Annotated in this window: 12 protein-coding genes and 2 tRNA genes; 10 read left to right on the forward strand and 4 right to left on the reverse strand. The window is 68.7% G+C overall.

Going from position 1 to position 14,195, the window contains the following annotated elements; genetic code table 11:
* Positions 1-45 precede the first annotated feature (45 nt).
* Both gltX and gltA read left to right on the forward strand, forming a co-directional pair.
* Positions 46-1,467: a glutamate--tRNA ligase gene (gene gltX / locus ASF60_RS14570; RefSeq protein ID WP_056186160.1), complete on the forward strand. Its 1,422-nt coding sequence runs from the start codon at positions 46-48 to the stop codon at positions 1,465-1,467.
* Positions 1,468-1,715: 248 nt separating this feature from the next.
* Entirely contained in the window at positions 1,716-3,005 is a 1,290-nt protein-coding gene (gene gltA / locus ASF60_RS14575) for a citrate synthase (RefSeq protein WP_056186163.1), read from the forward strand.
* 58 nt (positions 3,006-3,063) lie between these two features.
* Here the strand turns inward: gltA and cmk are convergent, their stop codons facing one another.
* On the reverse strand, positions 3,064-3,696 hold the full coding sequence (cmk, locus tag ASF60_RS14580) for a (d)CMP kinase (RefSeq protein ID WP_056186166.1): 633 nt from the start codon (positions 3,694-3,696) through the stop codon (positions 3,064-3,066).
* Between the two features lie 5 nt (positions 3,697-3,701).
* Positions 3,702-5,051, reverse strand: coding sequence for a 3-phosphoshikimate 1-carboxyvinyltransferase (gene aroA, locus ASF60_RS14585; RefSeq protein WP_056186602.1), 1,350 nt, complete (start codon positions 5,049-5,051; stop codon positions 3,702-3,704).
* 257 nt (positions 5,052-5,308) lie between these two features.
* Here aroA and ASF60_RS14590 point away from each other — a divergent pair, with 257 nt between their 5' ends.
* The 5 genes from ASF60_RS14590 to ASF60_RS14610 all read left to right on the forward strand — a co-directional run bounded on the left by ASF60_RS14590 (position 5,309) and on the right by ASF60_RS14610 (position 7,612).
* A complete protein-coding gene (locus ASF60_RS14590; protein WP_082503635.1) occupies positions 5,309-5,701 on the forward strand; it encodes a TIGR02300 family protein in 393 nt (130 codons plus the stop codon).
* Positions 5,702-5,872: 171 nt separating this feature from the next.
* Positions 5,873-5,948 (forward strand) — tRNA-Ala (locus ASF60_RS14595).
* Positions 5,949-6,247: 299 nt separating this feature from the next.
* Positions 6,248-6,323: transfer RNA gene (locus ASF60_RS14600), tRNA-Ala, on the forward strand.
* Positions 6,324-6,487: 164 nt separating this feature from the next.
* Entirely contained in the window at positions 6,488-7,048 is a 561-nt protein-coding gene (locus tag ASF60_RS14605; protein WP_056186604.1) for a hypothetical protein, read from the forward strand.
* Between the two features lie 135 nt (positions 7,049-7,183).
* Positions 7,184-7,612, forward strand: a complete 429-nt coding sequence (locus ASF60_RS14610; protein WP_056186172.1) for a DUF2147 domain-containing protein — start codon at positions 7,184-7,186, stop codon at positions 7,610-7,612.
* Between the two features lie 57 nt (positions 7,613-7,669).
* Here the strand turns inward: ASF60_RS14610 and alaS are convergent, their stop codons facing one another.
* Complete coding sequence (gene alaS / locus ASF60_RS14615) at positions 7,670-10,333, reverse strand: alanine--tRNA ligase (protein WP_056186175.1); 2,664 nt, start codon at positions 10,331-10,333, stop codon at positions 7,670-7,672.
* Positions 10,334-10,547: 214 nt separating this feature from the next.
* On the opposite strand from alaS, the gene ASF60_RS14620 reads away from it, so the two are divergent.
* The 3 genes from ASF60_RS14620 to ASF60_RS14630 all read left to right on the forward strand — a co-directional run bounded on the left by ASF60_RS14620 (position 10,548) and on the right by ASF60_RS14630 (position 12,696).
* A complete protein-coding gene (locus ASF60_RS14620; RefSeq protein WP_056186178.1) occupies positions 10,548-10,964 on the forward strand; it encodes an MAPEG family protein in 417 nt (138 codons plus the stop codon).
* A 104-nt stretch (positions 10,965-11,068) separates the two neighbouring features.
* Positions 11,069-12,358, forward strand: a complete 1,290-nt coding sequence (locus tag ASF60_RS14625) for a PQQ-dependent sugar dehydrogenase (RefSeq protein WP_056186181.1) — start codon at positions 11,069-11,071, stop codon at positions 12,356-12,358.
* A gap of 2 nt (positions 12,359-12,360) precedes the next feature.
* Positions 12,361-12,696, forward strand: a complete 336-nt coding sequence (locus ASF60_RS14630) for a c-type cytochrome (RefSeq protein WP_056186184.1) — start codon at positions 12,361-12,363, stop codon at positions 12,694-12,696.
* Positions 12,697-13,055: 359 nt separating this feature from the next.
* Here ASF60_RS14630 and recA read toward each other — a convergent pair whose 3' ends face one another.
* A complete protein-coding gene (gene recA, locus ASF60_RS14635) occupies positions 13,056-14,147 on the reverse strand; it encodes a recombinase RecA (protein WP_056186188.1) in 1,092 nt (363 codons plus the stop codon).
* Between the last annotated feature and the right edge of the window lie 48 nt (positions 14,148-14,195).

The following is a 14,195-nucleotide window of genomic DNA, read 5'->3' on the forward strand; positions in this document are numbered from 1 at the left end:
GATCCGCTTCCCGCCTGTTCCACTAGGCAGTTCAAGTCCAGATTGATGTCGTCAGCCGTCGTCACGCGCTTTGCCCCCTCGCCCACGGGCTACCTGCATATCGGCGGGGCCCGTACGGCCCTGTTCAACTGGCTTTATGCGCGCCGATTCGGCGGTCGCATGCTGCTGCGCATCGAGGACACCGACCGCGAACGCTCGACTCAGGGCGCCATCGACGCGATCCTCGACGGCATGCGCTGGCTCGGCCTCGATTGGGACGGCGACGTCATCTATCAGTATGCCCGGGCCGCCCGACACCGGGAGGCGGCCGAGAGCCTGCTGGCCACCGGCAACGCCTACCGCTGCTACGCCACGCCGGAGGAGTTGACGGCGATGCGCGAGGCGGCGCGCGCCGAAGGCCGGCCATTGCGCTACGACGGCCGCTGGCGCGATCGCGATCCGTCCGACGCGCCCGCCGGGGTCAAGCCGGTGATCCGCCTGCGCGCGCCGACCGAGGGCGAAACCGTGGTCGAGGATGGCGTTCAGGGCCGCGTCGTCTGGCAGAACAAGGACCTCGACGATCTGGTCCTGCTGCGCTCGGACGGCAACCCGACCTACATGCTCGCCGTGGTGGTGGACGACCACGACATGGGCGTGACCCAGGTGATCCGGGGCGACGACCATCTCACCAACGCGGCGCGCCAGCGCCAGATCTCCGACGCCCTCGGCTGGGCGGCGCCCGCCATGGCGCATATTCCGCTGATTCACGGGGCGGACGGCGCCAAGCTCTCGAAGCGCCACGGGGCGCTGGGGGTCGATGCCTATCGCGACCTCGGCTACCTGCCGAGCGCGCTGCGCAACTACCTCGTGCGCCTCGGCTGGAGCCACGGCGACCAGGAGGTCTTCTCCACCGATGAGATGATCGCGGCCTTCGACCTGAAGGCGATCGGCCGCTCCCCGGCGCGCTTCGACTTCGCCAAGCTGGAGAACCTGAACGGTCTCTACATCCGCGGCGCGGCGGATGCGGATCTCGTCCGGTCGATCGAGGACGTGCTTCCGGCGCTCGGGCCGGCCCGCGGCATCGCGGTGCCGCTGGCACCTGCCCTGCGCGAGAAACTCCTGGTCGCGATGCCGGGCCTGAAGGAGCGGGCCAAGACCCTCGTGGAACTCCTCGACAGCGCCTATTACCTCACCGCGGCCCGGCCCCTGGTCCCCGACGAGAAGGCCAAGGGGCTCCTCGGCGAGGAGGCCAGGGCGCGGCTCGCCGCCCTCGTCCCGGCCCTGGAGGCACTGCCGGACTGGAGTGCGGCGGCGACCGAGGGCGCCGTCCGGCTTTTCGCCGAGACCGAGAGCCTGAAGCTCGGCCAGATCGCCCAGCCGCTCCGCGCGGCGCTGACCGGCCGCGCCACGTCGCCGCCGGTCTTCGACGTCATGGCGGTGCTCGGGCGGGAGGAATGCCTCGGCCGTCTCCGCGACCAGACGGGCTGAGGGCGATCCCGAAACGGTGACCGGACCAGGCGTTCCCCGGGCGCCGAGGCATGACAAATCGGCCTGGATTTCGCTTCGATGCCGGTGAGAGGCGGACCGTCGGTTGATGACGGTTCGCCGATCCGCTACCCCCATGCTCGTGTGAGCAAGTGCAGCATAGGCTGCAGTTGCGCCCCGGATCCGGGTGGCTGACTGCATCGCCACGCGGGCCGGCGCCGCCCCGCTGTCACGAAAGGGTCCAGGTCTCCATGAGCGCCTCCAGCACGATCACCGTGGGCGACGACCACGTCGAGCTTCCCATCAAGACCGGCACGATTGGCCCCGATGTCATCGACATCGGCAAGCTCTACGCCAAGACGGGCAAGTTCACCTTCGACCCCGGATTCACCTCGACCGCCTCCTGCGAGTCGAAGATCACCTACATCGACGGCGATGCGGGTGTTCTCCTCTATCGCGGCTATCCGATCGAGCAGATCGCCGAGAACGGCGACTTCCTCGAGACCTGCTACCTGATGCTGTTCGGCGAATTGCCGACCCCGTCCCAGAAGGCCGATTTCGACTACCGGATCACGCGCCACACCATGGTGCACGATCAGATGAACCGCTTCTTCCAGGGCTTCCGCCGCGACGCGCACCCGATGGCGATCATGGTCGCCTGCGTCGGCGCCCTGTCGGCGTTCTACCACGACTCGACCGACATCTCGGACGACCAGCAGCGCATGGTCGCGTCGATGCGGATGATTGCCAAGATGCCCACCCTGGCGGCGATGGCGTACAAATATTCGATCGGTCAGCCGTTCGTCTATCCGAAGAACGACCTCGACTACACCTCGAACTTCCTGCGGATGTGCTTCGCGGTGCCGTGCGAGGAGTTCAAGGTCAATCCGATCTTCGCCCGCGCGCTGGACCGGATCTTCATCCTGCACGCCGATCACGAGCAGAACGCCTCGACCTCGACCGTGCGTCTGGCCGGGTCGTCGGGAGCCAACCCCTTCGCCTGCATCGCCGCCGGCATCGCCTGCCTGTGGGGGCCCGCCCATGGCGGTGCCAACGAGGCGGCCCTCAAGATGCTCGAGGAGATCGGCCATCCGGAGAACGTGGCCAAGTACGTCGCCAAGGCGAAGGACAAGAACGATCCGTTCCGCCTGATGGGCTTCGGCCACCGGGTGTACAAGAACTACGATCCGCGCGCCCGGATCATGCAGAAGACCACCCACGAGGTGCTGGGCCAGCTCGGCATCAAGGACGATCCGCTGCTCGAAGTCGCGGTGCAGCTCGAACAGATCGCCCTCAAGGACGATTACTTCATCGAGAAGAAGCTCTATCCGAACATCGATTTCTATTCGGGCATCACCCTCAAGGCGATGGGCTTCCCGACCTCGATGTTCACGGTGCTGTTCGCCCTCGCCCGCACCACCGGCTGGATCGCCCAGTGGGCCGAGATGATCGAGGACCCCTCGCAGAAGATCGGCCGTCCGCGCCAGCTCTATATCGGCCCGGACAAGCGCGAATACACCCCGATCGACCAGCGCGGCTGAGCCGGTCCGCCTCGCCGGACGGTAGTCCGGCGAGGGATTTGGCGTCCGTCGCGCAGGTTCAGTGCGGACGGGCGCGGTCGACCACGGCCCGCGCCGCCGCGAAAGCCTCGTCGGCGTCGAGGTCCGTGGTGTCGAGCACGACGGCGTCGGCGGCAGCCTTGAGGGGCGCCGTGGACCGCTGCGCGTCCCGTGCGTCCCGGGCCACGATATCGTCCAGGATGGCGCCGAGACTGGCCGACTCGCCCCGTCGCAGCAACTCCAGGTGACGGCGCCGGGCCCGCTCCTCGGGCGCGGCCGTGATGAACAGCTTCACCTGCGCGTTCGGGCAGACCACGGTGCCGATGTCGCGACCGTCGAGCACCGCTCCGCTGGCGTTGCCGGCGAAGCGCTGCTGCCAGGCGAGAAGCGCCGCGCGCACGGCCGGAACGGCCGAGATACGGGAGGCTGCCTCGCCCATGGCACGCTCGCGCAGGCGCGGGTCCGCGAGGCGGTCGGCGATCAGGCTGGAGGCGGCGCGCGCCGCGGCCTGATGGTCGTCCAGGTTGCGGCCCGCATCGATCACCGTCAGGGCGACCGCCCGGTACAGCAGGCCGGTATCGAGATGCGGCAGGCCGTAATGCTCGGCCAGGCGCTTGGCGAGGGTACCCTTGCCCGAAGCGGCCGGGCCGTCGATCGCGATCACCATCGACATCGCGCTCAACCTTCGATCCGGCCGCCGAGGTCCTGCATCGTCGGCAGGAAGCTCGGGAAACTCGTGGCGATCATCGCGCCGTCATCCACGGTCACGGGCTCGCGGGTGGCGAGCCCCATCACCAGGAACGCCATGGCGATGCGGTGGTCGAGATGGGTCGCCACCGTGCCGCCGCCGCGCGCCGGCTCACCGGTGCCATGGACGATCAGATCGTCGCCCTCGACGAGATAGGCGACGCCGTTGGCGCTGAGGCCGTCCGCCACCGCGGCGAGGCGGTCGGATTCCTTGACGCGGAGTTCATGGAGCCCCTGCATCCGGGTCGTGCCCTCGGCGAAGGCGGCCGCCACCGCCAGCACCGGATATTCGTCGATCATCGCCGGCGCCCGCTCGGGGGGGACATCGACGCCCCGCAGGCGGCTCGCCCGCACCCGCAGGTCCGCCACGGTCTCGCCCCCCTCCTCCCGCTCGCGCAGGCGCTCGATATCGGCGCCCATCTCCAGCAGGGTGGTGATCAGCCCGATTCGCAGCGGGTTCATCATCACGCCCTCCAGCGTCACCTCGGAGCCGGGCACGATCAGGGCCGCCACCAGCGGGAAGGCCGCCGAGGACGGATCGGCCGGCACGATCACCTTGGTGCCGCGCAGGGTCGGCTGGCCCGTGAGGGCGATCGCACGGCCATGGCCCTCGGGACCGTGCGGCGTGACGGTGACCTCGGCTCCGAACAGGCGCAGCATGCGCTCGGTATGATCCCGGGTGGCCGCCGCCTCGATCACCGTGGTGATGCCCGGCGCGTTCAGCCCGGCGAGCAGCACCGCCGACTTGATCTGCGCCGAGGCCACGGGGGTCTCGTAGGTGATCGGGATCGCCTCGCGAGGGCCCCGCAGGGTCAGGGGCACGCGGCCGCCCGCCTCCTCGCTCACCACCTCGGCGCCCATGCGGACGAGCGGGTCCAGGATGCGGCGCATCGGCCGCTTGCGCAGGGAGGCATCGCCGTCGAACGTCGCCGTCACCGGCTGGCCGCCGACGACACCCATCATCAACCGGGAGCCGGTGCCGGCATTCCCGAAATCCAGGACTTCCTCGGGATCGGACATGCCCCCGAGGCCGACCCCGCGCACGCGCCAGAGCCCGTCGCCGACGCGCTCGACGTCGGCGCCCAGGGCTTTGGCGGCGGCGGCGGTCCTCAGGACGTCGTCGCCCTCGAGCAGGCCCCGAACGTTGGTCTCGCCGATGCTGAGCAGGCCCAGGATCATCGCCCGGTGCGAGATCGACTTGTCGCCGGGCGGTCGCAGGCCGCCCTTCAGGGGCAGGCCCGCATGGGCGGTCAGCGGCTGGGGCTCGGAATCATGGGACACGGGCAACGACTTTTCAGCTGGGCAGCGGCGCGCCGGCCTTCGCAGGCCTGCACGTCCTTTGTGACGCCGGTTAACACGCGGGGGTGCCGACGTCATCCGAGGCCTGCGGCGTGGCGATCCGGGGATCCGAAAACGCTCGGGAAAAGTTCACGGCCGCGCTCCGGCATGCCGCGGTGATCGAGCGGATTTGACAGGAGCGTCCCACGCGACTAACGGGGCCGCTCTCCCAAAAGATTGCACGTATTAGAGGTTCACCCGTGGCCAGACCGGAACTCGGCTTGAAGCGTCAATGCATGAGCTGCGGCGCCAAGTTCTATGACCTCGACAACGATCCGCCGACCTGCCCGAAATGCGGGACGATCTATCAGGTGGCGGCGGCCTCCGGCCGCGCCGCTCCCGCCCTGGCGGCCCGCGCCGCCGCGGTCCCGGCCGACGACGACGAGGATACGGACGCCGAGAAGGGTGGTCCGGAGATCGTCTCCCTGGATGAGGTCGAAGCGGCCGAGGACGATGCCGATACCACGACCGAGGACGTGGATGGCGACAGCAACGACGATGCCGACGACACCTTCCTGGAGGAAGAGGACACCGGCGACGACGACGTCGCGGACCTGATCGACAGCGACATCGAGAACGACGAGGAAAGCTGAGTCTCGTCCGACGACCGCCGAGCCCCGCCGCGAAAAAAGTTTGCCGGCGGGGCACAAAGGGGGTTGAGGCGGCGGACAAGCCCCAGTACATCACCGCCATCGACGGCGGCCAACGTGGCCGGCGACGACGAAGACCACCCCGTGTGTTCCAGACGCCGGTGTGTTGAGAGTGGGGCCTTAGCTCAGCTGGGAGAGCGCTTCCATGGCATGGAAGAGGTCATCGGTTCGATCCCGTTAGGCTCCACCAATCTCGCCCGTCCCACCGGGCTGCTGAACGCCCTGATCTTGTTTTGACGCACCGACATCCGATCGGGTGGATCGCCTTGATCTTTCCTGGCTGGTTGCGGGATCGCGCCTGTTGGCGTGAGCCGGCGCGGCGCATCACAACGGCACCGGACGATGACGCGGCAGGAAAGCGCCGCGGACGCGAAATAGGGGTTGAGGCGCGGCCCGACCGCCAGTATACACCGCCATCGCCGGCGCGGTTCAGACCCTGCCCGTGCGAACGACCACCCCGTGTGTTCCAGACGCCGGGGTGTTGAGAGTGGGGCCTTAGCTCAGCTGGGAGAGCGCTTCCATGGCATGGAAGAGGTCATCGGTTCGATCCCGTTAGGCTCCACCAAATCTTCCTTCTTCGACATGATGTTCTTCGTGATGGGTGCGCGCTTCGACATGGACGGGCGCCGTCCGGCTGCGTATGGCACGGCGCAGGGGCAGCACGGGTAAGGCGGGCGCGGTGGCCACGACACGGCGTTCTGTCATGGGATGGGACGTGGTTCGGTGTTCATGGCGACGTTCCCTCCTGGTGAAGCGGCCCCGGCCCGGTCCGCGTCGGCCGATCTGAAGGTTCTCTGCGACCGCCTGCTGGCCGGTCCGAGTGCCACCCGGGTTCTTGAGGACTGGTCCCGCGAACGCGGCCTCGCGCCTGCCTCCGGCCTCGTGGCCCACGCCGTTGCGGGCCCGGATCGCCCCGCGAGCCCCGCCATGCGCGCGCGCCTGAAGGTGCCGCCGGACGCCCTCGTGCGCTATCGCCGGGTGCGCCTCGCGTGCGGAGCGCTCGTCCTGTCGGAGGCCGACAACTGGTACGTTCCGGACCGGCTGACCCGCGACATGAACCGGATGCTGGAAACGAGCGAAGTGCCGTTCGGCCGCGTCGTCCACGCCCTGGCGCCTTCCCGGCAGACCCTCGCCCTGCGCCTCCTGCCGTGTGCCGGCAGGCCGGAATCGGTAGGCCCGGACGATCCCCTCTTCGCGATCGAGGCGCTCCTGCTTCGCCAGGATGGCTTGCCGCTGTGCGAGGTCGCGGAGATCTACGCGGGCGCCGTCCTGGGCCGGGCGCTGCCCTGAGCGAGGCGCTATCATGAGAAAGGGTGAGCCTCAGCCTCCATCGCTGGCGGTGTGGAACCGCAACGCTCTGGAAAGCCGGGACCGGGCACGCTATGGCCTTCGCCCCGATCACCTGGGGGATGAGGGACATTCGATATGACGACCAGAGGGTGGATCTGGCAGCGCGCCGGTTGGGCGGCGGCCGTGACGCTGATGCTCGGCGGCACCGCGCTGGCGCAGCAGGGACGCGACCCGACCGGGCTCTGGCTCACGGAGACCGGCGGTTCGAAGGTGCGGATCAGCCGGTGCGGCAACGGCTATTGCGGCGTGCTGGCCAGCGTCTCCGGTCCGGGCCTCGACGCGCAGAATCCGGACCCGTCGCTGCGCTCCCGCAGCCTCGTCGGCGTGCAGATCATGAACACCCGGACGGCAGCCGGCAGCGGCTTCGAGGGAACGCTCTACAACCCGAAGGACGGCAAAACCTACGCCGGTACCATGACCATCAAGAGCCCGGACGTGATCGAGGTCTCGGGTTGCGTCATGAGCGTCTTCTGCAAGAGCCAGACCTGGAAACGCGCGAACTGAGCGCTCCCACCCGGTCCGGCCCCGGCCCCAGGCGCGAGGGGCCGGCGTCCGGTGCGATCAGGCCGTGAGCGCGGACCGGATCGCCGCGATGGCAGCTTCGGCACCGGCGCCCTCGGGGCCCCCGGCCTGGGCCATGTCGCGGCGTCCCCCGCCGCCCTTGCCGCCGAGATGCCCGGCGCCGGCCCGGACCAGGGCCACGGCGTCGTAGCGCTCCGTCAGGTCCGGGGTCACGCCGACCACGAGGCCGGCCTTGCCATCCGGAGCGACGCCCACGATGGCGACGATGCCGGAGCCCAGGCGGGTCTTGCCCTCGTCGGCGAGGCTCTTGAGGTCGCGCATCTCGACGCCCTCGACCACCCGCGCCATGACCTTCACGCCGCCGATCTCGACGATCCCGTCGTCGCCGGCGCTGCCGCCGCCGCCCATGGCGAGCTTCTTGCGGGCCTCGGTCAGATCACGTTCGAGCCGCCGACGATCCTCCAGCAGCGCCGCGAGCCGATCCGGCACGTCGGTGGCCGACGCCTTGAGGAGGCCGGCGACCTGCGCCAGGGTCCGGCTCTCCTCGGCACGGTAGCGGCGCGCCGCCCCCGCCGTCAGGGCCTCGATGCGGCGGACGCCGGCGCCGACCGCGCTCTCGCCCACCACCGAGACCTGCCCGATGTCACCGGTGCGGCCCGCATGGGTGCCGCCGCAGAGTTCCACCGAGAACGCCTTGGTGCGTCCGCCCTCGCCGGCGATCGGCGCGCCCATCGAGACGACCCGCACCTCGTCGCCGTATTTCTCGCCGAACAGCGCGCGCGCACCGGATTCGATGGCCTCGTCCACCGCCATGAGCTTGGTCACCACGGGGGTGTTCTGCAACAGGACCGCGTTGGCGATGTCCTCGACGGCGCGGATCTCGGCCTCGTCCATCGGCTTCGGATGGCTGAAATCGAAGCGCAGGCGGTCGGCCGAAACCAGCGATCCCTTCTGGGCGACGTGATCGCCCAGGACCTGGCGCAGGGCCTCGTGCAGCAGGTGCGTGGCCGAGTGGTTGGCGCGGATGGCTCCCCGGCGCGCGTGGTCGACGGCCAGCTCCACGGGCTGGTTCGGCGACAGGCTGCCCGCGTCGACCGTGACGTGGTGGACGAACAGGTCGCCCAGCTTCTTCTCCGTTGCCGTCACCCGCGCCTTCAGGCCCGCGCCCGTGAGGGTGCCGGTGTCGCCGACCTGGCCGCCCGACTCGGCGTAGAACGGTGTCTGATTGACGAGGACGAGGCCGGTCTCGCCGGCCTTCAAGGTCTCGGTCTCGGCGCCGTCGCGCAGGAGGGCGGTGACGATGCCCTCGGCGCTCTCGGTCTCGTAGCCGAGGAATTCGGTCGCCCCGACGCGTTCCTTGAGGCCGTACCAGACCGTTTCGGTGGCGGCCTCGCCGGAGCCCGTCCAGGCGGCGCGCGCCGCCTTGCGCTGGCGCTCCATCGCCTGCCCGAAGGCGTCTGTGTCGACGCCGATGCCGCGCGCCTTCAGGGCATCCTGCGTCAGGTCGAGGGGGAAGCCGTAGGTGTCGTAGAGGGTGAAGGCGGTCTCGCCGGAGAGGTTCTGGCCGGCGCCGAGGGTCCGGCTCTCGGCATCGAGGATCGCCAAGCCGCGCTCCAGGGTGCGGCGGAACCGGGTTTCCTCCAGGCGCAGGGTCTCGCCGATCAGGCCCTCGGCGCGGGTGAGTTCGGGATAGGCCTGGCCCATCTCGCGCAGCAGCGTCGGCACCAGGCGGTACATCATCGGCTCGCGCGAGCCGAGCAGCTCCGCATGGCGCATGGCGCGACGCATGATGCGGCGCAGGACGTAGCCGCGGCCCTCGTTGCCCGGCAGCACGCCATCCGCCACCAGGAAGGAGGCGGCGCGCAGGTGGTCGGCGATGACCCGGTAGGAAGCGACGGTGCCGGGCTCGGGCGGACGGCCGACGGCGTGGGCCACCGCATCGATGAGCGCCCGGAACAGATCGGTGTCGTAGTTGCTCTTCACGCCCTGGAGGATCGCCGCCATGCGCTCCAGGCCGAGGCCCGTGTCGATGGACGGGCGCGGCAGGTCGAGGCGGTTGCCCGGCTCGACCTGCTCGTACTGCATGAACACGAGGTTCCAGAACTCGAGGAAGCGGTCGCCGTCCTCGTCCGGCGAGCCGGGCGGGCCGCCCTTGAGGTCCGGACCCTGGTCGATGAAGATCTCCGAGCAGGGGCCGCACGGGCCGGTATCGCCCATCTGCCAGAAGTTGTCGGAGGTGCCGATCCGGATGATGCGGTCGTCCGAGAACCCGGCGATCTTGCGCCAGAGCCCGGCGGCCTCGTCGTCGTCGGCGTAGACCGTCACCAGGAGCCGGTCCTTGGACAGGCCGAACTCCCGGGTGATCAGGTTCCAAGCCAGCTCGATCGCCCGCGGCTTGAAGTAGTCGCCGAACGAGAAATTGCCGAGCATCTCGAAGAAGGTGTGGTGCCGGGCGGTGTAGCCGACATTGTCGAGGTCGTTGTGCTTGCCGCCGGCGCGGACGCATTTCTGGGCCGTCGTCGCGCGGTCGTAGGGGCGCTTCTCGATGCCGGTGAAGACGTTCTTGAACTGCACCATGCCGGCATTGGTGAACATCAGCGTCGGGTCGTTGCGCGGCACCAGCGACGAGGACGGCACCACTTCGTGGCCCTCTTTCGCGAAGTAGTCGAGGAAGGTCGACCGGATCTCGTTGACGCCGCTCATCGCATCACAACTCTGTCGTAGGGTGCCGCCGGCATGCCGACGCGCCGGAATGCTCCGGTGCGCGGGATGCTGCGCGCCGAACACCCCGTGTCCGGGGGCTCCGCCGCGCAGGCGCACTCATAAGGAGCGTTCCGGCGCAAGTCACGACCGGGTTTCGTTTTTGCCCAGGGCCGAGCTAGGAACACGTCTTCGCTGATCTCAGGGACATCGTTTTATGCCGGTCGAAATCCGCCTTCTCGCCTGGTCCTGCCTGCTCGGGCTGGTCCACATCATCGCCGCTTCCGCCAGCGGCGTGCAGCAGCGCGGCGGGCTCGCCTGGGCCTCCGGCAACCGCGAGGGCAAGACTCCCGAGGTGACGGGCGCGGCGAGCCGCCTCGAGAAGGCGTCGAAGAACTTCTTCGAGACCTTTCCGATCTTCGCCGCCCTGGTCCTCGCCTGCGTGGCGACCGGCCGCCACAACACCGCGGTGGTGCTCGGAGCGTATCTCTACTTCTTCGCCCGGCTGGTCTACCTGCCGGTCTACGGCTTCGGCATTCCGAAGGTCCGGTCCCTGATCTGGTTCGTCTCCATCATCGGCATCCTGTTCATCCTCTGGGGCCTGTTCATCAAGCTCCTGCCCTACACCCCCTAAGGCCGCCGCCGATCCGCAACTCGGACTCTTGCCGGCCCGTCTGCGAGGCTCATATCGTCGGGGCAACCGCCCCGACCATGCGGGCGGAGTTCGGGAGAACATCCATGCGAACGGTCCTCACCGCGACGCTGCTGGCCGGCTGTGCCGGGCTGGCGCTCTCCGCCGGCGCCCTGGCGCAGGGCGCTTCCTCGGCCGACACGAAAACCAAGGCCGACGCGCTGGAAACGCTGACCGGCATGCAGAGCACGGGAACCGCGGAGGCGCCGGAAATTCCTCAGACCGGCCGGCGCGCCGACGCGCTGCGCCGGACCCTCTCCAAGATCAAGCTGCCCGAGGGCTTCAAGATCGACCTCTACGCCGTGGTGCCGGATGCACGCTCGATCGCGGTCGGCCCCAATGCCGGCGTGCTGTTCGTCGGCACCCGCAAGAGCAAGGTCTACACGGTCACCGACCGCGACAAGGACCGCGTCGCCGACGAGGTTCGGGCCTTCGCCCCGGGCATCGACTTCAAGATCCCCAACGGCGTCTGCTTCTCGAAGGACGGCGTCCTCACCATCGTCGAGCAGAACCGCGTGCTGTCGTTCCCGGCGGCGGAGTTCTTCTACGAGAGCCCGGACGTGGCGGCCGGCATCCTGGTCAAGCAGGGCGAGCTGATCCCGGCGTCCGAGGAGAGCTACAACCACACGGCCCGGATGTGCCGCGTCGGACCGGACGGCAAGACCTACATCTCGCTCGGTCAGCCCTACAACGTGCCGCCGGCCGCCAAGCGCGACCTCTACGCGCGGACGGGCATCGGCGGCATCATCCGCATGGAGGCGGACGGCAAGAACCGCGAGGTCTACGCCACCGGCATCCGCAACTCCGTCGGGATGGATTTCAACCCGGCCGACAAGGCCCTGTGGTTCACCGACAATCAGGTCGACGGCATGGGCGACGATACCCCGCCCGGTGAGCTGAACCGCATCGCCAAGGCGGGCGAGAATTTCGGCTTCCCGTGGTTCGGCGGCGGGCATGTCCGCACCGTCGAGTACAAGGACGAGACGCCGCCGACGGACGCGGTGTTTCCGCAGGCCGAACTGCCGCCGCACGCCGCCGATCTCGGCATGACCTTCTACACCGGCCGCCAGTTCCCGGATTCCTACAAGGGCGGCCTCTTCACCGCCGAGCACGGCTCCTGGAACCGGACCCAGCCGATCGGAGCCCGGATCATGTTCGTGCCGCTCGACAAGGACGGCAAGGCCGGGACGCCCAAGCCCTTCGCCGAGGGCTGGCTGACGGCGGACGGTGAATATCTCGGCCGTCCCGCCGACGTCGCTGTCCTGCTCGACGGCTCGCTCCTCGTCGCCGACGACACGGCGGGGGCGATCTACCGCATCTCGTACGAGGGCCAGTGACGATGGCTCGCCCCGGCCTAGGCGCGGCCCTGTTCGGCCTCCTCGCATCGGTCCTGCTCCCGGCGGCGGCGCAGGCGGGTGATGCCAAGGCCGGGCGCAAGGCCGCCATCGCCTGTCAGACCTGCCATGGCCTCGATGGGGTCTCGAAGCTGCCCGAGGCGCCGAATCTCTCGGGTCAGGTCGAGCCCTACCTCGTCAAGGCGCTGACGGAATATCGGGACGGTGTCCGGCGCAACGCGATCATGAACGTGGTCGCCAAGCCGCTCAGCGACACCGAGATCGCCGATCTGGCCGCCTATTATGCGGCGATCCAGGTCGACGTTCTTCCCCCCGGATAGGCCTTACGGGGTTCGATGGTGGCTTCATTCAGAGGGCTGGTTGCTGGCGAGCACGGGGTCTCTGTCCCGCACGGATATGGCATTCCCCCGTCTCAAAGGGCGTTGCAGGTGGGGGTGGTCGGCCGACCCGCGTGCTGCGAAGGCTGGCGGAGCCACCCCCACTTCGAACCTCCCCCTACAAGGGGGAGAGGGACGCCACTGCTTGCGAAAACGGGTGGGTGAACACCGTCGCCCATACGGGAGCGAGGGTCTTTTCCAACCGACCGGTCAGGTTTGAGAACGAGAAAGGCCGCCGGACGAAGTCCGGCGGCCTTTCGCTGATCCAGACGGCCTCCGCGGGAACGGCGGAGGCGTTGATCTCAGGCTTCGCCCTCGTCGAGGTCGTCCTCGGTCGGCTTGGCGTTTTCGAGGATCTTCTCGGCCACCAGTCCGGAATTCTGGCGGATCGAGGCTTCGATCTTGTTGGCGATCTCGGGGTTGTCGCGCAGGAACCCCTTCGAGTTCTCACGACCCTGGCCGAGGCGCTGGCTGGCATAGGAGAACCACGCGCCGGACTTCTCGACGATGCCCGCCTTGACCCCGAGGTCGATCAACTCGCCGACCTTCGAGACGCCCTCGCCGAACATGATGTCGAACTCGACCTGCTTGAAGGGCGGCGCGACCTTGTTCTTCACGACCTTGACGCGAACCTGGTTGCCGATCGCCTCGTCCCGATCCTTCAGGGTCGAGATCCGGCGGATGTCCAGGCGCACCGAGGCGTAGAACTTCAGGGCGTTGCCGCCCGTGGTGGTCTCGGGGCTGCCATACATCACGCCGATCTTCATGCGGATCTGGTTGATGAAGATGACCATGCATTTCGAACGCGAGATCGAGCCCGTGAGCTTGCGCAGGGCCTGGCTCATCAGACGGGCCTGAAGGCCGGGCTGCGAATCGCCCATCTCGCCCTCGATCTCGGCGCGCGGCGTCAGGGCCGCCACCGAATCGACCACCAGCACGTCGATGGCACCGGAGCGCACCAGCGTATCGGTGATCTCCAGGGCCTGCTCGCCGGTATCGGGCTGCGAGATCAGGAGATCGTCGAGCTGCACGCCGAGCTTGCGCGCATAGACCGGATCGAGGGCGTGCTCGGCATCGACGAAGGCGCAGACGCCGCCCTTCTTCTGAGCCTCCGCGATGGTGTGCAGGGCAAGGGTGGTCTTGCCGGAGGATTCCGGCCCGTAGATCTCGATGACGCGGCCGCGCGGCAATCCGCCGACGCCGAGCGCGATGTCCAACCCGATGGAGCCGGTGGAGACCACCTCCACTTCCTGGACCTTGTCGTTCTTGCCAAGGCGCATGATCGAGCCTTTGCCGAAGGCCCGCTCGATCTGCGACAGAGCGGCGTCGATCGCCTTCGCCTTGTCCTTATCCACCATCGGGGAATCCACAACTTTCAGCGCGGGCTGGGCCATTCGTCGGCATCCTTATGCATGGGGGAGGTGCAAGGCTCAATGCGCCCC

It is taken from the genome of Methylobacterium sp. Leaf113 (assembly GCF_001423325.1).
Taxonomy (GTDB): domain Bacteria; phylum Pseudomonadota; class Alphaproteobacteria; order Rhizobiales; family Beijerinckiaceae; genus Methylobacterium.

What these genes read in the sequence shown, in the direction of transcription:
- ASF60_RS14610 (WP_056186172.1), top strand. Translation starts at nt 7,184, where the DNA reads ATGACGACCAGAGGGTGGATCTGGCAGCGCGCCGGTTGGGCGGCGGCC.
- gltA (WP_056186163.1), top strand. Translation starts at nt 1,716, where the DNA reads ATGAGCGCCTCCAGCACGATCACCGTGGGCGACGACCACGTCGAGCTT.
- cmk (WP_056186166.1), bottom strand. Translation starts at nt 3,696, where the DNA reads ATGTCGATGGTGATCGCGATCGACGGCCCGGCCGCTTCGGGCAAGGGT.
- alaS (WP_056186175.1), bottom strand. Translation starts at nt 10,333, where the DNA reads ATGAGCGGCGTCAACGAGATCCGGTCGACCTTCCTCGACTACTTCGCG.
- ASF60_RS14605 (WP_056186604.1), top strand. Translation starts at nt 6,488, where the DNA reads ATGGCGACGTTCCCTCCTGGTGAAGCGGCCCCGGCCCGGTCCGCGTCG.
- ASF60_RS14620 (WP_056186178.1), top strand. Translation starts at nt 10,548, where the DNA reads ATGCCGGTCGAAATCCGCCTTCTCGCCTGGTCCTGCCTGCTCGGGCTG.
- ASF60_RS14625 (WP_056186181.1), top strand. Translation starts at nt 11,069, where the DNA reads ATGCGAACGGTCCTCACCGCGACGCTGCTGGCCGGCTGTGCCGGGCTG.
- gltX (WP_056186160.1), top strand. Translation starts at nt 46, where the DNA reads ATGTCGTCAGCCGTCGTCACGCGCTTTGCCCCCTCGCCCACGGGCTAC.
- recA (WP_056186188.1), bottom strand. Translation starts at nt 14,147, where the DNA reads ATGGCCCAGCCCGCGCTGAAAGTTGTGGATTCCCCGATGGTGGATAAG.
- ASF60_RS14630 (WP_056186184.1), top strand. Translation starts at nt 12,361, where the DNA reads ATGGCTCGCCCCGGCCTAGGCGCGGCCCTGTTCGGCCTCCTCGCATCG.